Below are 21,615 nucleotides of genomic sequence, written 5' to 3'. Positions count from 1 at the left end.
CGCGGGCGCTGGGCAGGTGCCAAAAGAGAGACTGTACGGAGCCGGGGGCCCCGACACCAAACTCGAACGGCGCAGCGCCCCGGCTACCGGGCGGGGCCGCCCGGCGGGGTGTCGAAGGCGCAGTCTCCGCAGAGGCCGCCCTTGGGGCAGCGGTAGTAGAGGCAGCAGCTGTTGCGCCGGAAGGCGCCGGCCCGCAGCGATCCCGTGGCGTTCAGGTCGGGGTGGGCGAAGAGGCCGTGGGCCAGCTGGGCGGCCCGTCTGCCCGCTTCGGGGCGGTCGTGGTCGCGCGCCCAGGTCCGCAGCTGCCCCACGGCGGCGGCGAGCGCCGAGCCCGCGTTGCCCCACAGCAGCCGCTCCGAGATGTTGCCCTCGTGGCGCAGTGCCCGTGCGAGCGGCACGAGGTGCCGGTCCTGGACGCCCTCGCGCAGCGCCTCGACGGTGGCGGGCACCTCGGGCGCCTCGGGCACGCCGCCCGGCGCCCCGTCGCGCGCCGCCCCGCCGCCCGCCGCGCTCCCCACGAGGAACAGGTCGTCGGGGGACGTGGCGTCCGGGTCCCAGCGGAGCCGGGCGGGGTCGAGGTCGGGCAGCGCCCCGTACAGCGCGGCCGAGCCGAGCGCGACGGACCACAGGCGGGCCGCGAGGCCGAGGTGGGCGATGGACGCGGCGACCCGCCACTCGGGGGCCCCGGTGCGGCCCGCGACCTTGGCGACGCGGTCCCTCAGCGCCGCGCTCCCGCCCTCGTACACCTCGGCGAGCGTGGTGCGGCCCGCGTCCGCCCCGCCGGTGCGCAGCGCGAAGAATCCGCCCACGGAGGTCAGTTCCACCAGGTCCACGTTCCGCCCCCTGTCGATCGATGTCGATCACACTCTCGCACGGCACACCGGGAGTGCGTTACCCCTACCCCGTACCCCTATCCGATTGCCTGGTTTGCGGGGGTATGCAGAGCGGTGATCTTTTTGCCGTCGTCCTCAGGGGGTGCGCGGCCCCGACCGGAGTCGTAGGGGGACCGTCTGGAGAACTACCCTCCTCCCCCGGTCGTACTGCGGGGGCAGTACGACGGATTGCCGCCTCAAGGACGACGACGGAGCGCCATCGACACGACATCGTTGTAGGTATGAGTTCCCTCGCGCTTTCCGTGCTCCTGTCGCTGGTCTCCGCCGTCGCCTACGCGGCCGCGGCGATCGTGCAGGAACGCGTCGCGGCGGGCACGTCCGCCCCGTCGGTCGCGCCCCTGCGCAACGCCGCCTGGTGGGGCGCGGTCGGCCTCACCGGCGTCGGCGCCGTGCTGCACGTCGTCGCGCTCGCCTACGGGCCGCTCAGCCTCGTACAGCCGCTCGGCGCGCTGACGATCGTCTTCGCCCTGCCGATGGCCGCGCTGTTCGTGGGCCGCAAGGCGGGCGCCACCGCCTGGCGCGGCGCCGTGATGGCCACGGCGGGCCTCGCCGGGCTCCTCGCGCTCACCGGCAAGGCCGAGTCCGACTCGCTGGGCGGCTTCGAGCAGACGCTGCTCGCGACGGTCACGTTCGGCGCGGCCGCCGTGCTGTTCCTCGTCTCGCTGCGGGTGCGCCGGCCGGTCGTGCGCAGCGTGCTGCTGGCCGGGGCCGCGGGCATCGCCTTCGGCGTGGCGTCGGTGTTCACCAAGACGGTCGCGGTGGCCTGGACGTCGGGCTCGCTCGGCGCGGGACTGCCGACGCTGCTGGTGATCGCGGGGCTCGCGACGGCCGGGATGCTGCTCTCGCAGGCCGCGTACCGGGGCGCGGGGCTCGCCGCGCCGCTGGCGACGGTGACCGTCGTCAACCCGGTGGTCGCGGCGGCGGTCGGCATCGCGATGTTCGGCGAGGACTTCCGGTACGGCGCCACGGGCACGCTGCTCGCGCTGGGCTGCGGGATCGTGGCCGCGGGCGGGCTGGTCCTGCTGACGACGGAGCGGCTGGCCGCGCAGCAGGAGGACGGGCGGGACCCGGAAGCCGTGACGGCCCCGGCGGCCGCGGCGCGGGCCGAGCAGGCTCCGGTGCGCGCCGAGGTCCCGGCCGTACCGGCGGAGGCCGAGGCCCCGGCCCTGCGGTCCCCCGGTCGGCGTCCGGCCCCGACCGCCGAGCCCGCGCCCTCCAGGGAGCGGCTTCGGCCCGCGTCGGCCGAGGAGGCGGTACCGGTGCGCGCGCACGTACCCGCGCTCGCCCCGGCCGAGCGCAGGCCGGAGCTGGCCGTACTGCCCACGCAGCGGATTCCCCGGGTGAAGCTGCACGCGCCGCTCGTCCCCGCGGGCCGTCCCCCGGTCAGGTCCTGACTCCTGTCAGGACCTGACCCCCGTCAGGTCCTGACCTGTCGGATCCCGAGGCCCGGCCCGCGTCAGATCCGGACGCCGCCCGACCTCAGGTAGGCCAGCGGGTCGATGTCGGAGCCGTAGCCCTCGCCGGTCCGCACCTCGAAGTGGAGGTGCGGGCCCGAGCTGTTCCCGGTCGATCCGGAGCGCGCGATGCGCTGTCCGCTGTTGACCTGCTGGCCCTCGCGGACCACCAGCGCGGAGAGGTGGGCGTACTGGCTGTACTTCCCGTCCTCGTGGCGGATGACGATCTGGTAGCCGTACGCGCCGCCCCAGCCGGCCTGCACCACCCGGCCGTCGGCCACCGCCTTCACCGACGTGCCGGTGGAGACGGGGAAGTCGACACCCGTGTGGTAGCCGCTCGACCAGGAGGAGCCCGCCTTGCGGTAGGGCGTGCCCGTGCCCGCGTCGACGGGGGCGCTGAAGCGGGCGGTCGACGGTCTGGCCTGGACGGGCCTCTCGCGGACGGTCTTCTTCGGCTGGGTCTTGGGGTGCGCCTTCGGCTGCTGCCGGGGCACGTCGGCCTTCGGCTTCGGGTGCTGTACGACGCGCGTCTTCGGCGCCGGAGCCGCCTTCCGCACCTCGGGCGCCACCGGCAGCTTCGCCTGGGTCCTGGGCTGCTGCGTCTTGTCCTGCGGCCGGGTGCGCGCGGCGGGCTCCGGCTGCGTCGCCTTCCGCTTCGGCGCCTGCGCCGCCGGCTTCCGCTCGGGGGCCGGCGCGGTGGCCGCGGAGCGCAGCGCGAGCCGCTGGCCCGGCAGGATCAGGTCCGGGTCGCCGCCGATGACCTCGCGGTTGTCCCGGTAGAGGCGCTGCCAGCCGCCCCGCACGTCCTTCTCGTCCGCGATCTCGGAGAGCGAGTCGCCCCGGGCCACGGTGTACGACTCGCGCTTGCCCGGGATCGTCGTCGGAGTCGCCTTCGGGGACGCCTTCGCGGTCGGCGTCGCCTTCTTGACGGCGGCGACGGGCGCGGCCCGGTCCGTCCCGCCCTGCGGGTTGACGTCGGGCGAGTCGCCGCCGCGCGTGAGGCCTGCCCTGGTCGAGCAGGTGGGCCACGCGCCGGGTCCCTGCGCTTCGAGCACCTTCTCGGCGACGGCGATCTGCTGGTCCTTGGTGGCCAGGTCCGCGCGCGGGGCGTAGGCGGTGCCGCCGTACGCCTCCCAGGTCGACTGGGTGAACTGCAGGCCGCCGTAGTAGCCGTTGCCCGTGTTGATGTGCCAGTCGTTGGTCGACTCGCAGGCCGCGACCCGCTCCCACACGTTGACCGAGGCGGCCTCGGCATGGGCTCCGGTCAGCAGCGGAAGCGCGATCCCCGCGCCGCCCGCGGTGACGGTGAGCGACGCGCGGTTGATACGGCTCGGCTGATACCGACGGTGCCGTCCGCGTACGGCCATGGGCCCCCCTAGAACACAGCAGGAGCCGCAAAGCTAATCGCAGCACACTGGCCATGACAAGGGCCCAGGGAGACAGGTCAACTCCCGTTCATCTTCGGGCGACTTCGGAAACGTTCCGAAATCGCGGAATCCGGGGCGGGTGACGCGGGTTGGCACTGGTGATCGAATCAGTGCGGAACCGAGGAGTAGAGATGAGCGGCACGGCACACATCGGTGTCACGGGACTCGCGGTGATGGGCCGCAACCTCGCGCGCAACTTCGCCCGCAACGGCTTCACCGTCGCGGTGCACAACCGCACCTCGGCCAAGACCCGGGCCCTGGTGGAGGAGTTCGGGCACGAGGGCTCCTTCGTGGCGGCGAAGAGCGCCGAGGAGTTCGTGGCGGCGCTGGAGCGGCCCAGGCGGCTGGTCGTCATGGTGAAGGCGGGCGAGCCGACGGACGCGGTGATACGGGAGTTCGCGCCGCTCCTGGAGCCGGGCGACGTGATCATCGACGGCGGCAACGCGCACTTCGCGGACACCAGGCGGCGCGAGCGCGAACTGCGCGAGCTGGGCCTCCACTTCGTGGGCGCGGGCATCTCGGGCGGCGAGGAGGGCGCGCTCAACGGGCCGAGCGTCATGCCGGGCGGCTCGGCCGATTCGTACGCCTCGCTCTCCCCGCTCCTGGAGAAGATCGCGGCGCAGGCGCCCGACGGGACGCCGACGGTGACGCACGTCGGCCCCGACGGGGCCGGGCACTTCGTGAAGATGGTGCACAACGGCATCGAGTACGCCGACATGCAGCTGATCGCCGAGGCGTACGACCTGCTGCGGTCGGTGGCCGGGTACTCCCCCGCGAAGATCGCCGAGACGTTCCGGGCGTGGAACACCGGCCGACTCGACTCGTACCTCATCGAGATCACGGCGGAGGTGCTGGCCCACACGGACGCCGCGACCGGGAAGCCCTTCGTGGACGTGGTCCAGGACCGGGCCGAGCAGAAGGGCACGGGGCGGTGGACCGTGCAGACCGCGCTCGACCTCGGGGTGCCGGTGTCCGGCATCGCGGAGGCGGTCTTCGCCCGCTCGCTCTCCGGGCACGCGGCGCTGCGCGAGGCGTCGCGCGGGCTGCCCGGCCCGGTGCCCGTCGCGCTCGACGGGGCGGCGGCCGAGGCGTTCGCCGCGAAGGTCGAGCAGGCGCTGTACGCGTCGAAGCTGGTCTCGTACACCCAGGGCTTCCACCAGATCCGGGCGGGCAGCGAGGAGTACGGCTGGGACGTGGACCTCGGGGCGGTGGCGGCGGTGTGGCGCGCCGGGTGCATCATCCGGGCGGCCTTCCTGGACCGGATCCGCGCGGCGTACGACGCCCAGCCGGGGCTGGTGAGCCTGCTGGAGGACAAGGGGTTCGCGGAGGAGATCGGGACGGCGCAGGACGACTGGCGCGAGGTCGTCGCGGTGGCGGCGCGGCAGGGGGTGCCCGCGCCGGGGTTCGCGGCGGCGCTCGCGCACTACGACGCGTTGCGGGCGGAGCGGCTGCCCGCGGCGCTCACACAGGGGCAGCGGGACTTCTTCGGCGCGCACACCTACCGGCGTACGGACCGGGAGGGGTCGTTCCACACCCTGTGGGGCGGGGACCGGGGCGAGGTCGGGGCGTAGCCCGCCCGCGCGGGGCGGCCGCGGGACACTCGCTCACGCGCCGCCGATGGGACCCGGGGACGGGTCGGGAGGCGGGACCGGGTCGGGATCGCCCGGGGGCCTGGGGATCGGATCCGGGTACGGGCCCGGGGCTGGGTCCGGGTCCGGGTCCGGGATCGGACCCGGGATCGGGTCCGGGCCGGGCACGGGCGCCGGGTCGGGCGGCAGCGGCGCGGGATCGGGGTCCGGGTACGGCTGGGTCATGAGGGAGGCGCCCTTCACCTGGTCGACGGGTGGGGAGGGGCGGGGCGGCAACCGCCCCGCCCCTCCCCCTACGGTCTCCCTCTGCGGCTGCCCGCGCGCGCCGAGCGCACACCTACGGGCCGCACGCGCCCCTGCCGGACGTACGGCGGAGGCCGACGAGCGGCCGACGAGCGGCCAGTACGGCCGCGAACGCCCGGTGCGGCGCGAACGCCCGGTGCGGCGCGTGCGGTCAGCGCACTGCGCGCGGTCAGTGCACCGCGTGCGGGCTGCGTTCCGTACGGCTGCCGGGGACGGGCGCCGAGGGGTCCATGCCCAGTTCCACGACGCGGTTGTCGGCGTCGACGTGCACGACGCGCGGCACGAGCGCCCGCGCCTCGGCGTCGTCGACCTGCGCGTAGCTGATGAGGATCACGAGGTCACCGGGGTGGACCAGGTGCGCGGCGGCACCGTTGATGCCGATGACGCCGGAGCCCCGCTCCCCCTCGATGACGTACGTCTCCAACCGTGAGCCGTTGTCGATGTCCACGATGTGGACGAGCTCGCCGGGCAGCAGGTCGGCGGCGTCCATCAGATCGGCATCGACCGTGACGGACCCGACGTAATGCAGATCGGCCTGGGTGACGGTGGCCCGGTGGATCTTGGACTTGAATATGGTGCGCAGCATGGGGGTGCTCCTGGTTCTGGCTCTGGCTCCCTGCCCGCTCGCGCGGGTCAAGGGCGTTCGCGTACCAATGGGCGGCCCGCGTCGCCAGTTCGCGACGCGGGCGGACCGGTTGTCGGCTTCGCCTGTGCGTCGCGGAACGGGTGCGGAGGACCTGCCTTCCACCCCGTAGCGCGGCGCGCGGCCCACCCTACCGGCCTCCTCCTTCGCGGAGACGCCGGGCGAATACGGGCGTGACGGTTCCGTCACGGCTCCGGGCGCACACTGCCTCCGGGTGCCTCAGGACCCCGCGTGTCTGTCGTCACCGCCGCGCCGTGGGAGGTCCGCCCTATGCCAGCGCCCAAGTCCCTCGCGCTGCGGCCCCAGATGTCGACGCCCGCCCCGGCGCAGGAGAAGCGTGCCGGTTCCGGGGCCGTACGGCCCGGGGCGGCCGCTTCCTCCAATGCCGCCGTGACCGCCGCGCTCGCCGCCGGGCGCGTGCCGCCCGCGCTGCCGGGGCAGGTGCCGCCCGGGGCGCAGAACATGGTGGGCAACGGCGCCGTCGCCGCGGCCGGGCGGCAGGAGAAGGTGCGCCGCGAGGCGGAGCAGAAGGAGCAGAAGGGGCCGCAGGAGAAGGCCGGTGGCGCCCGGGAGGGTGGGGACGGAGCCGTCCAGCAGGCCGCCGCGCCTGCCGCGTCTGGTGCGTCTGGTGCGGGTCAGGCTGTGGGGCGTTGTGGGCCGCATGGTGATCCGAAGTTTGTGGTGTTGAAGGGGGAGGTGCGGGGGAAGGGGCGTGGGGTTGCGGCGTCGCATCGTTCTGCGGGGGTTGAGGCGGGGGCGGCGCAGCAGGCGGCGGTGGCGCCCAGGGACGATGAGGAGGCGCAGGGCAAGACCGCGAATGCGGAGAAGATGAACGAGGCCCGGCCCGGGGAGTTCGACCGGGAGGCGTTCGTGCGGGCGGTGGAGAGGGCGGTCGCGGACAAGGCGCCCAAGAACCTCGACGAGGCCGACAGGTTCGCCTCCTCCGGCAGGGCCGATGAGGTGCGTGGGGAGGTCCAGGGCCGGGTCGGGGAGGGCAGACAGGATTCTGCCGGAGAGATCGCCGCGACGACCGCCGCGCCTCCGGACACCTCCGCCGCGGTGCCCAAGGAGGTGGTGCCGCTGACCGGGGACCGGCCGCCGGGTGCGCCGGGTGCGCCCCGGGCCGCGCTGGCGGTGCCGGACCGGCTGCCGCCGGCGGCCACCGACCTGTCGGCCGGACCCGCCGGGATCGACCGCAGCATGGCGCACGCCCAGGTCACCGAGGCGCAGCTGGAGAAGGGCAACGAGCCCGCCTTCGACCGGGCCTTGGGGGAGAAGAAGACGGCCGAGCGCCATGCGGCCACCGCACCCGGGGCGCTGCGGGGGCACGAGGCGGGCGAGTTGCGTGCGGCCGCCGCGCAGGCGCAGCGCACCGGCACCGCCGCGATGGCCGCGATGGGGGCGCAGCGTGCCCTCACCGGGCAGCGGGTGGACGGCGGGAAGGGGGGTGCCAAGTCCCGGGACGAGGAGCGGCGTGCCCGGGTTACGGCTGTGCTGCAGGGTGTCTTCGACATCATGAAGCAGGATGTCGAGGCGATCCTTGCGGGTCTGGACAGGCTGGTGGAGGGCCGGTTCGGGGACGGGGAGAGGGCCGCGCGCCAGGCGTTCACCGCCGAGCACGGGCAGAGGATGCGGGAGTACAAGGACCGCAGGTACTCGGGGGTCACGGGCAAGCTGCGCTGGGTGAAGGACAAGTTCGCCGGGCTGCCCGCCGAGGCCGACAGGATCTTCGAGCGCGCCCGGGACGGCTATGTGGGCCGTATGCGGCAGCTGATCGGGGAGATCGCCACGCTCATCGGCACCGAGCTGGGCCGGGCGAAGCGGCGCATCGCCCAGGGCCGCGGGGAGCTGCAGGCGGCGGTGCGGGCGCTGCCGGCGGAGCTGCGGGCCATCGGGCGTGAGGCGGCAGGCGAGTTCGAGGGCAGGTTCGAGGATCTGACGCAGTCGGTGCGGGACAAGGGCACCGAGCTGGTCGACACGCTGGCCACCCGGTACACCCAGGCCCTCACCGCCGTCGACGAGGAGATCGCGGCGCAGAAGGAGAAGAACAAGGGCCTGGTCGCCAGGGCCCTCGACGCCGTCGGTGCCGCCGTCCGCACCATCCTGGAACTCAGGCAGCTGCTCCTGTCGGTCCTGGCCAAGGCCGCACAGGCGGTCCTGCTGATCCTCAAGGACCCCGTCGGCTTCCTGAAGAACCTCGTCCAGGCCATCGGCGCGGGTCTGCGCCTGTTCATCGGGAACATCGGCCGCCACCTCCAGCAGGGCATCCTCTCCTGGCTGCTGGGCCGCACCGCCGAGGCGGGCATCGAACTGCCCGCGAGGTTCGATGCGGCCGGGGTCTTCCGGATGCTCGCCTCGCTGCTCGGTGTGACCTGGGCCAACCTCCGTGAGCGGATCCTGCGCAGGGCCCCGGGCACGGAGCGGGCCCTCACGGCCGCCGAAACGGCCGTGCCGCTGGTCGCGGAGGTCCGCAGACGCGGCGCCGCGGGGCTGTGGGAGGAGGTGCGGGGCCGGGTGGGGGACCTGCGCAAGGACCTCCTCGACAAGGTCATCGCCTACGTCACCCCCACCATCGTGGTCGCCGGGATCACCTGGATCCTCTCCCTGCTCAACCCCGCGTCCGCGTTCGTGCGGGCCGTGAAGCTGCTGATCGACATCGTGCGGTTCGTCGTCACCCAGGCGCGGCAGATCTTCGAGTTCGTCAACGCCGTCCTGGACGCGGTCATCGCCGTCGCACGCGGCGCCGGCGGGGGTGTGCCGGGCATGGTCGAACGGGCCCTCGCCCGCTCGGTTCCCGTCCTGTTGGGCGTCCTGGCCGCGGTCCTCGGCGTCGGCGGCATCGCCTCCCGTGTCAAGGGCATCGTCCAGGCCATGGCCAAACCCGTGAACCGGGTCATCGACCGGGCCATCGACAAGATCGCCGGACTCGTCAAGAAACTCTGGGCGAAAATCAAACCGAAGTCCGAGAAGAAGAAGCCCCGCAAGGACGGCGATGACCGCGAGGACCGCAAGGACGGCGACGGCCGCAGGCGCCCCGCGGGGAAGCGCCGCCCCGCCCGGCGCGGCCGCCCGGACCGGCGCAGGCCGAAGCCCCGGCGCGACGGGAAGCGGCGCGACAGGCGCAAGCAGCCCGACAAGAGGTCCGACAAGAGGTCCGAATCTCAGAAGCAGCGGGCCCTGGACGCCGCCCTGCGCGAGGCGACCGCGCTCCTCGCCGCCGAGGGCGCGACGGTGAAGTCGGTCCGGCGCGGGCTGCCCGCCATCAAGAAGCGCCACAAGCTGACCAGCATCAAACTGGTCCGCGAGACCAAGGAGAGGTACCACATCGACGCGGTGCTCAATCCGCGCGGCAGAACGCGGCCCGAGGACCTGGCGGACAAGTTCCCGTACCAGATCGCGCAGATCGCGCCGACCGGCAGCGCGGTCAGGACCACGCTGCTCTCCCGGGTGGTCAAGCACCTGCCCGACATCGACGTGCCCATGCTGAAGAAGGCCAAGGACCCCACGACCGGCTTCGTCGTCAACATGGCGGCGACCCCGGGCGAGATCAAGCCCGACGTCGCCTCGCGCTACGTCGACGAGGCGTGGAAGGACACCGGGGGCAAGAGCGCGAGCGGCATCGCCCTGACGCGGACCGCCGTGGTCATCGGCATCAACACCTTCGAACGGCTCGACCGCAAGAGCGCCAAGGGTGGCGGCAAGCCGGGCGTCCTGGAGGCGATGGGCCGCATCAGCCCCAAGTCGGGACAGCTCCTCGGCGTCTTCGGCTTCCTCTGGACGCCCCGGTGGATGAGCAACGACAAGCGCGAGGTGGCGCTCTCCGAAGTCCGGCACGCCTACTCCCAGTTGACGCCCGCCGAGCAGCAGACCGTCATCGCCCAGAACGAGACGGGCTGGCGCGACGGGAAGCTGCCCTACGGCGTCTTCCGGGACGAAGTGCTGGGCCACGCCTTCACCAAGCGGGCCGTGCACATCCTCAAGGACGTCAACACCCAGGTCCACATCGTCAGCCAGGACGCCGACACCGGAGTGGCCTCCAAGAGCGGAGCGGGCGTCCTGCACGCGTACGACCGGCTGCTCGCCGCGATGGACCACCACCCGCTGCTCACCATCGGCGGCTACCACTTCGAGGGCTTCAAGTGGGGCGAGAACGACGACCCGCGCATGAAGCAACTGACGCTCCTGTCCAACGAGTTGGACCGGGCGATCCGGGTGGCGATCGCCAAGCGCTTCCCGGAGATGCTCTATCCCACCGAGCCGAACATGCTCGTCAAGGCGTGGGACAGCCGCGGCACTGGCGGCATCTTCCAGCGGGCCAGGAAGAGCGGACTGATCGCCGTCGAGCAGCGGCTGTTCGGACTGCGCAGCACGGAGGGCCGCCACCTGCGCATCCGGCTGATGCAGCTCTTCGGCCCCGAATTCAGCGTCGCCTACGCCCCCGAGGCGAGCACCACCACCAGCCCGGTGCCAGAGAACGAGGACCGGGGCCTGGCCGTGCGGCCCCGTGCGGTGGAGCTGGCGGCCGAGGGCAAGATGCGCAAGCGGGGCGGTGGGATCGAGGACATCCGGGTCAGCCACCGGGCCTACGCGACGCTCTTGCAGTCCCAGTCCTACGCCAACGCGAGGACCATGGCCAGGGAGTTCGTCTACGCCAACCCCGCGCTCATGACGAACGCCGCCCTGCGGGAGGCGCTCCACAGCAAGGTCTTCGTCCACGTGGAGAACGTCGTCCTGAAGATGTCCGACAACCCCCGGCTCACCGCTACGAGTCCCGAGGTCACCGCCGAGCTGGCGCAGCTCGCCCGCTCCGTCGAGGCGGAGGCGTCCCGTGCGGAGCGCAGTGGAAGCCCGGAGGCGGGCCGGGCCGTGGAGAAGGCGCACGCCGTCGTGCAGGAGATCGTCAAGGCCCTCAGCTCCCCCGAGCTGACCGACCTGTGGACGCGCCTGCGGACGCTGCTCGATGAGATCATGAGCAGCGCGTCTTCCAGGAGCGGAGGAGAACCGCGATGAACCGGCTGGACCTCGCCGAACTGCGGGCGCAGGCCACCCGCGCCGACTACGCGTCCATGGCGCGGCTGGCTCGGGCGCTGTACGCGGACGGGCTGGACGCGCGCGAGGTGCTGCGGGAGTGCTACGGGGTCACGTTCCCCGACGAGGTGTTCGCCGTGGTCGACGCCGGTCTGTGGGCGCTCGACCTGCGGGCGAACTTCACCAACCAGCCGTGGGAGCTCGCGGTCCCGCCCACGAGGGGCGGCCCCGCCGAGCGGCCCGACCCGCTGGCCGAGGTCGAGGCGCGGCTGTGGGAACGCGACCCGGACCTGCTGCCCGTCCTGGAGGTCCCCGGCGCGGGAGCCGGGGACGCCGACCGCGTCCTGTGCTACCGGCTGACGGAGCTGCGGGCAGGCCGGCCCTCGGTCTTCGCCCTGGCCGAGGAGCCCTACCCCGCCCGGGGGATCGCGCCGGGCGGGGCCGAGCGCTGCGGCGACTGCCTGCTCGACGTGGTCCGCGAGGAACACGCCCGCACGCTGCGCGCGCTGGAGGAGGAGCTGAACAGCCCCTGGAACGTGGGGGCGGGCTCGCTCGCGGCGGACGAGGTGGAGGACGCGCGGGCCACTCTTGAGCACATCGACCGGCTGCGCGGCACGGTCGACGGGCAGCGGGACGGCTGACGCCGGGAGCCGGGAGCCGGGATCCGGGAGGGGACGGGGCCGGTCGGGGAAGGAAGTCGGCAGGAAGCCGGGGCCGGTCGGGGCGGTGACGGTGACGTCGGGGCCGGTGCGGGCGGAGCCGGTCACCGTGCCTCATCCCCTGGGCGCCGCCCCCGGCATCCGCGCCACCGGCACCGTCCCGGGCGCCGTCCGCAGGGCGGCCTGCGCCACCGCCGCGTTGCCCGACTGGTCCTGGCCGACCAGGAGCGCGCCCGGGGCCTGCGCGGCGCGGGCCACCGTCGCGTTGCTCAGCGGCGGCGCCGACGTCGGGGCGGGGGTCGGCGTCGGGGCGGGCGTCGGGGCGGGGGCCTGGGGCATTTGGTGGGTGGCCGTCGCCGTTTCCTGCGGGCGGGCCGGTGGGACCGGGGCCACGAGGCGGTGGAGGGAGAGCGGGGGTTCGGTGGGCAGCATCGGCGTCACCCCTTCGGTGCGTCGTCGAGCAGATGCGCGTGCGGGCCGAGCTCGGCCGGGCGCAGCAGCCTGGCCTCGCGCTGGAACTGGCGCGCCACACCCCGTACGACGTGCCGCATGGTGATCGTCGTTCCCGCGCCGTCCGCCGCCGCGAGCGCCGCCGTGCGGGCGGCGGCGGCGATGCCCGCGCCCGTCATGTCCAGGCGCGCCAGGGAGTCGAGGTCCACGTCGGGGCCCAGCGGGGCCTGCGGCGGGAAGGCCAGGCGCCACAGCCTGCGCCGCTCGGCCGCGGCCGGGCGCGGGAAGTGGACCACGAAGTGGAAGCGCCGGGTGAACGCGGGGTCGATGTTGTCCTTGAGGTTGCTGGTGAGGATCACCAGTCCGTCGCTGGCCTCCAGCCGCTGGAGGAGGTAGCCGACCTCCAGGTTGGCGTACCTGTCGGTGCCGTGCTTGACCTCGCCGCGCTTGCCGAACAGCGCGTCCGCCTCGTCGAAGAGCAGTACCGCGTGGCTCTCCTCGGCCTGCCGGAACGCCGTCTCCATGTTCTTCTCCGTCTCCCCCACCCACTTGGAGACGACCTGCGCGAGGTCCACTTTGAGCAGTTCGAGGCCGAGCATGCCGGTGACGATCTCGGCGGACATCGTCTTGCCCGTGCCCGGCTCGCCCGTGAACAGCGCCTTGACGCCGCCGTGCGCCGAGCGGCGGGCGAAGCCCCAGGACTCGGCGATGCGGGGCCAGGCGCGGAACGCGGCGGCGATCTCCATGATCTGGTTCAACTGTACGGAGGGCAGGACGAGGTCCTCGACGGTGCGCCGGGGCACGATCGAGTGCACGGCGCTGCCGCTGCGGCCCCTGGTGACCGTCGCGATGGCGGGTTCGACGTGGTCGGCGACGGGTTCGGGGCGGCCGTTGCCCGCGAGGCGCGCGCCCGCGTCCGCGACGGACGCCACGGCGCGCAGTTCGCCGCCGCTCATCCGGTAGCGCACGGCGAGGTCCTCCAGGAGCGTGCCGCCGAGGTCCGGGAGCGCGGCGGACCACATGGCACGGCGGTCGGTGAACCCCGGTGCGGGGAGGTGGAGTTCGGCGTACGAGCGGGCCGCGAGGAGCCCCGCGGGGCGCCAGGGCTTCAGGCCTGTCAGGCACACCGGGACGCGCGAGCGCACCAGGGCCGCCGCGATCTCATCGGCGAGCGCCCGCTGCGGCTCGGTGCCCAGTTCGTCGGTCGGGATCCACAGGACCGCGCCCAGCGCGGCGGCCGTGCGCAGGTCCTCGTCGGGCCGTGCGGCCAGGGCCCGCAGCGGTCTGTCCGCGGCGCGCGCCAGTGCCTGTACGGCGTCCAGTTGGCCGTCCGGCGGGCAGCCCCACAGGCCCGCGAGGTCGATGCCGCCCGAGCCGACGGCGCGGCCCAGCCGGGTGAGTTCGGCGGAGGAGAGGTACGGAGCCAGGATCCGCGAGTCCGCCGGGGCGACCTCGCCCGGGTCGTGGCCGACGAGCCCGACGTCGCCCTCCCAGCCGAGCAGGAGGTCCAGCACGCCGGGGCCGACGACGAGTTCCTGGGCGAGGCCGAGGGCGGCCTCGCCGTGGGCGCGCAGCAGGCCGTAGCGGCGCAGCGGCCCCGCGGGGCCGAGGGCGCGGCGCAGGGCGAGGCGCGCGGCGGCCCGGTGCCCGTCCGCGCGGGACGCGTCGGCGTGGGGCGCGTCGGCGTGGTGCTCGTCCGCCCGGTGCTCGGCGGCCGTGCCGTGCGCCCAGTCCCCACCGGGCACCGCCAGTTCCGCGCACACGGTGACCAGGAGTTCCACGCTCGGCAGGCGGCGGTTCAGGTTGTCGACGACGTACGCGTAGATCCGCTCGTAGCCCGGGTCCAGCTCCGGCGCGGCCGCCAGCAGCAGCGCGTCCTGTTCGGCGCGCGTCAGGCCGAACCGCGTGGCGAGCGCGTCCAGCGGCAGCACCCGGCCGTCGGCCGCCGCGCGTCGGCGCAGGGCGCGCTCGGCCTCCGGCTCCGCGCGCCGGGGCGCGCGGGCTCGGGTCATGGCGTCGGTGAAGGCGCTCACCTCGCCGAGGAGGACGTCGACCTGTTCGTCCGTGACGCAGTACGGGGTGAGGTCGGGGCGGGTCAGCCGGGCGGCGACCTCCGCCTGCCGCCCGACCGCCGCGCGCAGCGCGGAGTGCAGGCAGGACAGCCGGATCCGCAGGTGCTCCACCGCGGCCCCGCCCGCCGCGTCACCCGCGCCGTCGTTCACGGTGCCGTCCGCCGCACCGCTCGCTGCCTCGTCCACGCGGCTCAGCCTCCCGAGAAGGTCAGGGTCCGGCCGCCGAGCCACACCACGTCGGGCACGTCGCGCAGCAGTCCGCCGCGCTCCAGGTCCGCGTGGCGGCGCCCCATCGGGACGCGCACCCGGACGGCGGACGCGTCGAACCTGACCGTCGCCTCCAGGTCGGCGAAGCGGCGCAGGGCCAGCAGGGGGTCGGGGGTCTCCCGGTCGCGCCAGAGCGTCCAGGCGACGGTGGCCAGGCCGAGGGCCGCGGCCAGGGTGACCGTGCGTTCCAGGGCGCAGTCGGCGGCGAGCGGGACGGCACGGCGATCGACGGTCAGCGCGGTGACGAGGTCGGCGAACCGCGCGGTGTGCTCGGGCAGTTGGACGGCGAGGCGCGGATCGGTGAGCTGTTCGTCGGCGGCCGTCCACAGCGGGGTTCGCCAGGGCAGGCGGGTGACCGGGTCGCCGCGCAGGGGCCGTACGCCGGTGAGGAACGGCACGCCGTGCGCGGCGAGTTCGCGCAGCGTACCGGCGGGCAGGGTGCCGCCGTCCGGAGCGCTGTCGCAGAGCAGCACGGGCGGCCGCCCGCAGGTGCGCCAGTGCGGCAGCAGCTCCGTGGCGCGGTCGGCCCAGGCGACCGGGAACAGACCCTGCGCGTCGAGCAGGAGCAGTCCGCCGTCGGCCGCGCCGAGCAGCAGGGGCTGGGCCGGGTCGTGGCCCCGGCCCACGGCGAGGGCGAGGACGCCGTCGAGGGCCGGGAGCGCGGGCGGCGCGAGGCGGGCGAAGGCGGTCAGGCGCTCCTCGTCGACGGGCGGGACGAGCCCGGCGAAGGCCGCGGCGGCCTCGGTGTCGCGCTCGGTGCGGCGCCAGCCGCGCCCGGTCGCTCCGAGCACCTTGTACGCGAGTGCGGCGGCGAACACCGGTGCCTCGTCGGCCAGTTCGACGCCCGCCAGGGCAGGGCCGAGCGCGTCGAGGTAGCCGATGCGGGCGAGCGGTCCCGCGAGCAGGAAGGGCAGCGCGGACCAGACCCGTACGTCTTTGGTGGCCGGGGTCCCGGCGGTGCGCGGCGCCGGGTCGCGGGCCGGGTCCCGGGCGGGCGCCGCGGAGCGCTCGGGCAGGGTCTGCGCGAGGCGCACCAGCTCGGCGCGGTCGGTGGACGCCACGTAGGCGACGAGGAACCGGGGCAGTTGTGCGGGGTCGGCGCCGGCGAGCGCGGAGAGCAGTTCGTCCGGGAGGGCTTCGGCGAGGGCGTCGGGGCGGGCGCGCCCGGCGAGTTCGGCGAACAGCCGGGCGGTCACCTCGTCGTCGGTCCGCTCGGATCCGTCCGAGAGCAGGGCGAGGAGGAAGGCCCGGACCGTGGAGTCGGGCAGCAGGGCGAGCAGCGCGTCGAGTTCGTCGCGCTCCGCCAGTTCGTGGAAGAGGTCGACGGGCGACGGTGCGTCCCTGAGGTCCTGCGGTACGAAGGAGTCCTCGAAGGACACGGGGTGGGCGCCGGGTTCGTCCGCCCGTACCTCCGTCACCGGTACGGGCGCGAAGTGGACGTCCGCCGCCGCCGTCCCGAGGGAGGCCAGGCCGCCCGCGCCCGCCCGGACGGTGACGGTCAGCGGTTCGGTGATCTCCACGTCGGGCCCGTCGCCCGTCAGGTGCGCGGCGAAGCGCCGCTCCAGCAACCGGGGTATCGCTTCGGTCACTTGGCGGACCAGGTCGCCGGGGTCGGGGCCCCAGCTCCACCCGCCGCGCCTGACCACCTTCACCGTGCAGTGGTGCACGGAGATCTCGCCCCGGTCGTCGGGTCCTCCGGTGGCCGGAGCGGCGGGTGGGGTGCTCATGTGAGCTTCACCTTCTGGAGGCGTCCCGCCCAGCCGGCCGCGAGCACGAGGACGCCGTGCCCGTTCTCGCGGCCCGGGGCGAGGGTCAGGGGCAGCTTCACTTCGAGCTGCCCCGCGGGGATCTCCCCGGCGAGCACGTGGGTGTCCTCGTCGTCGGAGACCAGGGCGGTCACCCGCACCGGGCGGCCGGACGCGACCTGCACCTTGACGACGAGCCCGTCGGCCGCCAGGGAGATCCCGCCGGTCCAGGACGCGAGCCTGACCAGGGCCGGTTTGGGCCTGCCGTCGGGCGACAGCTCGACGCCGAACGCCAACGGCTCGGCGAGGGCGGCCGGTTCGTCGTCGACCGCGGCGGCCGCCAGTTCCCTGACGCCGAGCGGCAGGGCCGCCACCTCGCCGTTGTCGAGCGAGACGCGCAGCGGCAGCGCCCGGCCGACGAAGGCGGCCGGGTCGGGCGGCGCGGCGGCGGGCCCCGCGACCGCGGGGCCGAGCGCGCCGGTCAGGGCGAGGGCGCCCACGACGTGGCCGGTGTCGGCCGCGTACACCACGGAGAGTCCCACCGTCAGCCACCGCCGTTCGTTGCCGCGACCGTCGCGAGGACGAGGAAGTCGACCGCGCCCGGCTGCTCGACCACCACTTCCGGGGCCTTCAACGGGTCGTACAGCCGCACGCGGCAGCGCACCCTGCGCTCGGCGTCCACGGCGGCCTCGACGACGCTGTGCAGCATCGAGTCCGTCGCGGTCGCCGGGGCGCGCGGGGTCAGCTGTGCGTGCAGGACGACGCGGCCGTCGGCCACCTGCTCGGGCGTGACGCCCTTCGGCAGCGGGAGCAGCATGCCGTCGGTCGCGGTGCCGGACGCGACGAGCGTGCTGCCCTGTGCCATCAGGCCGCTGAAGCTGCCCTCGATGCTGAGGTTGCCGTTGGCGGCGAGCGTCATCAGCGGCGCGACCGTGCCGCTGCCCCGGTAGAGGCCGAAGACCAGGCCCGGGGTGTCGCCGCCGGAGAGCACGAGCGCCGGCTGGCCCTCGTCGGCCGCCGACCCGGTGCGCAGGGTCAGCGTGCCCGACCTGGCCGACACGGTGTCCGCGCGGACGCCCGCGAAGCGCACCGCGACTCCGCGCGCCCCGGTCGCGACGCCGCTGAAGTGCCCGTCGGTCCAGCGGACGTAGCCGATGAGGACCGGCCAGTCGGCGGGCGGGTCGGTCAGGGGGGTGCCGATCGCGGGCGGGCGCTGTTCGGCGACGAGCCGTTCGTCGCCGAGGCGCCCGTAGCGGATCCGGTACGCCTCCTCCACCCGGGTCTTCGCGGTGCCCGCGCCGCACGAGTCGGCCCGCGGGGTGCGGGCGGGCTCGCGGTCGGCGGCCAGCAGGAAGACCGGGTAGGGCTCGTCGGTGGGCTGGTCGGCGCCGTTGACCTCCTCGAAGTCGCTCTCGCGCAGCACGACGGGCTCGGCGAGGACGATCTCGCGCCCCGTACCGTCGACGGCGATCCCGGGCGCGGCGCTGACCTCGACGTAGCGGGCGCCCGTCAGCGGGTCGGTGCGGGGCTCGGCGAGCAGGCCGAGGCCTTCGGCGACGCCCCAGTCGTGCAGGTGCCTGGTGTGCCGGGCGTGCGCGCCGCGCGCGTGCTCGACGACGGCCGTGAGGTCCCCGGCCGCCAGCACCTGACCCTCGTGGAACACGGGACGCAGTGGACCGGTCATGTCGACTCACCGGGCTTCTGGGGCCGGGGGCGGGCGGAACGGGCGCGTTTGGCCGGGGGTTTGGCGGATTCGGCTCCGGCGCCCGCGCCTCGCTCCGCGGTGCCCTCCGAGCCCTCGGCGCCTTCGGCTTCCTCGGTGTCCGCCGCGCCCTCAGCGCCCTCTTCGAGCTCCGCGAGGCGCGGCCCGAGCCGTTCGGGCAGGTCGTCGCGGAGTCGGCCCACCTGCTCCTGGGCACTGCCCAGTTGGGACCGCAGGCCTTCCAGCGCCGCGTTCAGGTCGGCGACCTGGGTCCTGAGCCTGGCCAGCTCCTGGAGGCTGTCGGTGACTTCGCCGGGCGTCGTGTAGACCTGCTCGTGCAGGGCCTTGGGCGGGGTCTCGCCGGGGGCCGGGGTGAGCAGCAGCGAGAGCATCTGCTCCAGGTCCCCGGTGCGCGGCCAGTCGTCGAGCAGCCCCGTGACGTACGGGCGGGGCACCGGTCCCTGTGCGGGCGGTTCCGGTTTCCGCGGCCGGGGCGCGGACGCGCGGCAGAGCCGTTCGGCCAGCTCGCGCAGCCGGTAGAGCTTCGGCAGCCACTCGCCGTACGCCGAGCCGCCCGGCAGCACCTGTTCGCGGGTCGCCGAGCAGATCCGTACGACGTCGCAGCCCTCCAGCTCCACGTGCGCGAGCAGGACGTCGGTGTCGGTGCAGTCGGAGCACGGCGGGTTCAGCGTGGCGCACGCCGCGTCGGTGAGGAACCCGCGCAGCGCCGCGGTGAGCGCGGCGGACACCTCGGCGAGCTGCCGCACCTCGGAGACGGTCGCCCGCTCCGTGCTGTCCTGCGGCGGGGCCGGGAGCAGCGGCGGCACGTCGACGGCGGCGACCTTCGCGCGCAGGGTGCAGTCGGCCGTGCCGGGCGCCGTGTCGAGGCGGCACAGCAGCCACTCGCGGATCAGCACGAGGTCCGCGCGGAACTCCACGCGCAGCGCGTGGCTCAGCGGGGTGCCCTGGGCCAGCATGCGCACTTCGAGCTGCGCGTCGGGGTCGCCGCGCTCGGGAACGACCCGGGCGGCGGTCTCGGTGCGGACCGCGTGGGCGACGGTGCGGCGCAGCGGCTCGGGCCAGGCCGCCTCGGCGTCGGTGGCGGCGAGCCGGCCGCAGGCGGTGCCCAGCAGTCCCCTGGCGCTCGGGAGCGAGTCCAGGACGGGGTGGTCCCGCAGGAGCTGTCGCCGCCCTTCGGGGTCGTACGTGTCGTGCCGGGCCACGGCGCTCGCCAGCGCGCGCACGTGCTCGGTGGCCTCGCGGGCCGTCGGCGGGGGCAGCGGCCCCTCGCCGCCCGCGTTCTTGTTCAGCCATTCGAAGGAGGCGGCGTACCGCTGGGCGTCGGACGCGTCGAAGCGGAAGGGGCGGCCCGTGCCGAGGGCGGCGGCGAACAGCGCGTCGGTGTGGAAGCCGAGCCGCCGGTCGCGGCTGCGGGCCCGGTCGGCGCGCGGGAGGTCGCCGATGGCGGCGAGGAGCTGGGTGCCGGGGTTGTGCCGGTGGTCATCGGGGCCGTCCGGGTCCTCGCACTTCACGACGAACCCGTAGCCCTCCTGGATCCGCGAGGGCACGCAGCCGGGCGAGGGGCAGGGCTCCTCGGTGGCGTACGGGGCGACGGGGTCGACCGGATTCTCCCGGTGGCGCACGTACAGGCCGTAGCGCCGGGTGCCGCCCTCGCCGCCTTCGCCGTCCGCGCAGTCGTCGCCGCAGTCCACGCCGAGGCCGCTGACTCGCCGCTCCCGTACGAGGGCGCTCACGTCGACCCGTTCGGTGCAGGACACCACGATGTCGTTGCCCGCGCAGTCCAGCGCGTGCCCCGGGCGCACGGCGACGGTGCCGCCGCCGCAGGGGTCGCAGGAGACGCCGAGGCCGCAGACGACGCCGGGGCCGTACAGCGAGCGGTTGTGGAGTCTGCTCTTCGCCGTCGTGTACTCGACCAGCAGGCTCAGGTCGTCCTCGGTCAGCAGTTGCCCGGCGAAGAAGCGGGGGCGCACGAAGGCGGAGGTGCGGGTGGCGTCACCACCGCAGCCGCATCCGCAGTCTGTTCGCATGATCAGCGCTCCTTCACGAAGAACCAGCTCTCGAAGACGTCCCCGCCCGCACCGGTGCCGGACGTCCAGGGCCCGATGCCCGATGGCGGCAGGTCGCAGCCGCCGTGCGAGGCGGCCGGTGCCTGGGCGTCCGGCGCGTCCGTGCCCGCGGCGACGGGGGTGTGGCTGTCGTCGGTGGTGTGGTGGTGGATGGTCGGTACGCGTCCGCCGACGTGCGTGCCGTCGACCGGGCGGCAGCACCGGTCGAGGAGGAACGCCGCGCGGACCGTGATCAGCACCCGGTCGCCGTCCTGGAGCGTCTCGCGGGTGGTCTGGCGGTAGCGGAACTCCCGGGTGAACTCGTCGCAGTCCGGGCCCGGTTCGGCGAACTCGCCGCCCATGTACCAGGTCGAGGCGTTGCGGCCGCTGCCGCCCTCGATCACCTGGAGGTCCACCACTCCCGGCTGGAGCGAGTCGGTCCGCACCCCGTCCGAGAACCGCACGACGAGCCCGCCGTCCTCGTCCTGCGTCCCGAGCAGCGCCTTGGCCTCGTCGATGGTGTAGGTGTGGCCGTGGATCCAGCTGATGCCGGTGATCACGGTCGGTACGCGGCGGCCGAACGGGCGGCGCACGTCGAGGTGGATCCGCTCCTCGCGCACCGGCTCGTGGAAGTCCACGCAGTCGATCCTGGCCAGCCAGAGCGTCCGGTGCCCGCAGCGCTCGCAGCAGGTGTCGCAGCGGTCGTCGGTGGGCGGCTCGCAGCCGGTGACGTGGACCGTGTAGCACTCCTCCGTCCAGCCGAACTCGCAGTCGGAGGTGTCGGCGCAGGCGTCGTTGTAGACGGCGCGGGTCGGCTCCACGCGGCGTTCGGCGTAGCGGATGCCCACCCAGACCGTGTCGGTGTCGCGCTCGTCGTGCGGCAGCGCCTTCCACAGGTCGACGACGCAGCCGCCGTCCCTGACCACGACCTCGTTGCCGTCGCAGTCGACGGCGAGGCCGGGGGTGAGCACGACCTCGGCGCGGCGCCGCCCGTGCCCCTCGGCGTCCGCCTCCCCTCCGGCGCCGCTCCCGGCGGCCTCCGCGGTCGCGTCCGCCGGCGGTTGCTGGGGCCGTCCCCCGTCATGACAGCCGTCGTCGCGCGGTACGGGCTCCACGTGCAGCCCGCACACCACCCCGTACCCGAGCAGGCAGCGCATGCGCAGCTTCAACTTCTCCCGGTAGTACTCCTGTTCGCGCTGGAAGTCCCTGGCACCGAGCATCTGGCCGTGGAAGTACCGCAGCCTCCGCAGTGGTGGCGCGTCGAACTCCCCGTCCGACCGGTGCCCCGTCGCCGTCGTATCCGTCATCTCCGTCATC

General features: G+C 74.6%; 14 protein-coding genes. 4 read left to right on the top strand and 10 right to left on the bottom strand.

The annotated features are described in order from the left end of the window. Positions 1-83: 83 nt before the first annotated feature. Complete coding sequence (locus ACIBNE_RS02300) at positions 84-833, bottom strand: IucA/IucC family C-terminal-domain containing protein (RefSeq protein WP_399268559.1); 750 nt, start codon at positions 831-833, stop codon at positions 84-86. Between the two features lie 281 nt (positions 834-1,114). Here ACIBNE_RS02300 and ACIBNE_RS02295 point away from each other — a divergent pair, with 281 nt between their 5' ends. Then, positions 1,115-2,287, top strand: coding sequence for a DMT family transporter (locus tag ACIBNE_RS02295; protein WP_399268557.1), 1,173 nt, complete (start codon positions 1,115-1,117; stop codon positions 2,285-2,287). 62 nt (positions 2,288-2,349) lie between these two features. On the opposite strand, the gene ACIBNE_RS02290 is transcribed toward ACIBNE_RS02295, so the two are convergent. Next, entirely contained in the window at positions 2,350-3,714 is a 1,365-nt protein-coding gene (locus ACIBNE_RS02290) for a transglycosylase family protein (RefSeq protein WP_399268555.1), read from the bottom strand. A gap of 191 nt (positions 3,715-3,905) precedes the next feature. On the opposite strand from ACIBNE_RS02290, the gene gndA reads away from it, so the two are divergent. Then, a complete protein-coding gene (gndA, locus tag ACIBNE_RS02285) occupies positions 3,906-5,345 on the top strand; it encodes an NADP-dependent phosphogluconate dehydrogenase (protein ID WP_399268553.1) in 1,440 nt (479 codons plus the stop codon). Between the two features lie 490 nt (positions 5,346-5,835). Here gndA and panD read toward each other — a convergent pair whose 3' ends face one another. Beyond that, complete coding sequence (gene panD, locus ACIBNE_RS02280) at positions 5,836-6,252, bottom strand: aspartate 1-decarboxylase (RefSeq protein WP_399268551.1); 417 nt, start codon at positions 6,250-6,252, stop codon at positions 5,836-5,838. 327 nt (positions 6,253-6,579) lie between these two features. Between panD and ACIBNE_RS02275 the strand changes: the two genes are divergently transcribed. After that, the gene (locus ACIBNE_RS02275; RefSeq protein ID WP_399268549.1) at positions 6,580-11,319 is read left to right on the top strand and encodes a hypothetical protein; all 4,740 of its coding nucleotides are present in this window, start codon (positions 6,580-6,582) and stop codon (positions 11,317-11,319) included. Continuing rightward, positions 11,316-11,978 carry a hypothetical protein gene (locus tag ACIBNE_RS02270; RefSeq protein ID WP_399268547.1) on the top strand — a complete coding sequence of 221 codons (663 nt, stop codon included), beginning with the start codon at positions 11,316-11,318 and terminating at the stop codon, positions 11,976-11,978. The genes ACIBNE_RS02275 and ACIBNE_RS02270 overlap by 4 nt, the downstream gene beginning before the upstream one ends. A 132-nt stretch (positions 11,979-12,110) precedes the next feature. Here the strand turns inward: ACIBNE_RS02270 and ACIBNE_RS02265 are convergent, their stop codons facing one another. The 7 genes from ACIBNE_RS02265 to ACIBNE_RS02235 are packed head-to-tail and all read right to left on the bottom strand — an operon-like array spanning position 12,111 to position 21,614. Further along, positions 12,111-12,428 (bottom strand): hypothetical protein, encoded by a 318-nt coding sequence (locus ACIBNE_RS02265; RefSeq protein WP_399268545.1) that lies wholly within the window; start codon positions 12,426-12,428, stop codon positions 12,111-12,113. 5 nt (positions 12,429-12,433) lie between these two features. Continuing rightward, complete coding sequence (locus ACIBNE_RS02260) at positions 12,434-14,668, bottom strand: ATP-binding protein (RefSeq protein ID WP_399270019.1); 2,235 nt, start codon at positions 14,666-14,668, stop codon at positions 12,434-12,436. A 41-nt stretch (positions 14,669-14,709) separates the two neighbouring features. After that, positions 14,710-16,512 (bottom strand): hypothetical protein, encoded by a 1,803-nt coding sequence (locus tag ACIBNE_RS02255; RefSeq protein WP_399268543.1) that lies wholly within the window; start codon positions 16,510-16,512, stop codon positions 14,710-14,712. After that, positions 16,509-17,072, bottom strand: a complete 564-nt coding sequence (locus ACIBNE_RS02250) for a hypothetical protein (protein WP_399268542.1) — start codon at positions 17,070-17,072, stop codon at positions 16,509-16,511. Before ACIBNE_RS02250 ends, ACIBNE_RS02255 begins: the two co-directional genes overlap by 4 nt. Positions 17,073-17,074: 2 nt before the next feature. After that, positions 17,075-18,214: a hypothetical protein gene (locus ACIBNE_RS02245; protein WP_399268540.1), complete on the bottom strand. Its 1,140-nt coding sequence runs from the start codon at positions 18,212-18,214 to the stop codon at positions 17,075-17,077. Next, on the bottom strand, positions 18,211-20,280 hold the full coding sequence (locus ACIBNE_RS02240; RefSeq protein WP_399268538.1) for a hypothetical protein: 2,070 nt from the start codon (positions 20,278-20,280) through the stop codon (positions 18,211-18,213). Before ACIBNE_RS02240 ends, ACIBNE_RS02245 begins: the two co-directional genes overlap by 4 nt. 2 nt (positions 20,281-20,282) lie before the next feature. Next, complete coding sequence (locus ACIBNE_RS02235) at positions 20,283-21,614, bottom strand: hypothetical protein (RefSeq protein ID WP_399268536.1); 1,332 nt, start codon at positions 21,612-21,614, stop codon at positions 20,283-20,285. Position 21,615: the final 1 nt, after the last annotated feature.

It is taken from the genome of Streptomyces sp. NPDC050504 (genome assembly GCF_044458065.1).
Classification (GTDB): domain Bacteria; phylum Actinomycetota; class Actinomycetes; order Streptomycetales; family Streptomycetaceae; genus Streptomyces.
The sequence above is the reverse complement of the archived record's forward strand: the minus strand, read 5'-3'. Positions and strand labels throughout refer to the sequence as shown.

What these genes read in the sequence shown, in the direction of transcription:
- ACIBNE_RS02245 (WP_399268540.1), bottom strand. Translation starts at nt 18,214, where the DNA reads ATGACCGGTCCACTGCGTCCCGTGTTCCACGAGGGTCAGGTGCTGGCG.
- panD (WP_399268551.1), bottom strand. Translation starts at nt 6,252, where the DNA reads ATGCTGCGCACCATATTCAAGTCCAAGATCCACCGGGCCACCGTCACC.
- ACIBNE_RS02255 (WP_399268543.1), bottom strand. Translation starts at nt 16,512, where the DNA reads ATGAGCACCCCACCCGCCGCTCCGGCCACCGGAGGACCCGACGACCGG.
- ACIBNE_RS02290 (WP_399268555.1), bottom strand. Translation starts at nt 3,714, where the DNA reads ATGGCCGTACGCGGACGGCACCGTCGGTATCAGCCGAGCCGTATCAAC.
- ACIBNE_RS02275 (WP_399268549.1), top strand. Translation starts at nt 6,580, where the DNA reads ATGCCAGCGCCCAAGTCCCTCGCGCTGCGGCCCCAGATGTCGACGCCC.
- gndA (WP_399268553.1), top strand. Translation starts at nt 3,906, where the DNA reads ATGAGCGGCACGGCACACATCGGTGTCACGGGACTCGCGGTGATGGGC.
- ACIBNE_RS02295 (WP_399268557.1), top strand. Translation starts at nt 1,115, where the DNA reads ATGAGTTCCCTCGCGCTTTCCGTGCTCCTGTCGCTGGTCTCCGCCGTC.
- ACIBNE_RS02235 (WP_399268536.1), bottom strand. Translation starts at nt 21,614, where the DNA reads ATGACGGAGATGACGGATACGACGGCGACGGGGCACCGGTCGGACGGG.
- ACIBNE_RS02265 (WP_399268545.1), bottom strand. Translation starts at nt 12,428, where the DNA reads ATGCTGCCCACCGAACCCCCGCTCTCCCTCCACCGCCTCGTGGCCCCG.
- ACIBNE_RS02270 (WP_399268547.1), top strand. Translation starts at nt 11,316, where the DNA reads ATGAACCGGCTGGACCTCGCCGAACTGCGGGCGCAGGCCACCCGCGCC.
- ACIBNE_RS02240 (WP_399268538.1), bottom strand. Translation starts at nt 20,280, where the DNA reads ATGCGAACAGACTGCGGATGCGGCTGCGGTGGTGACGCCACCCGCACC.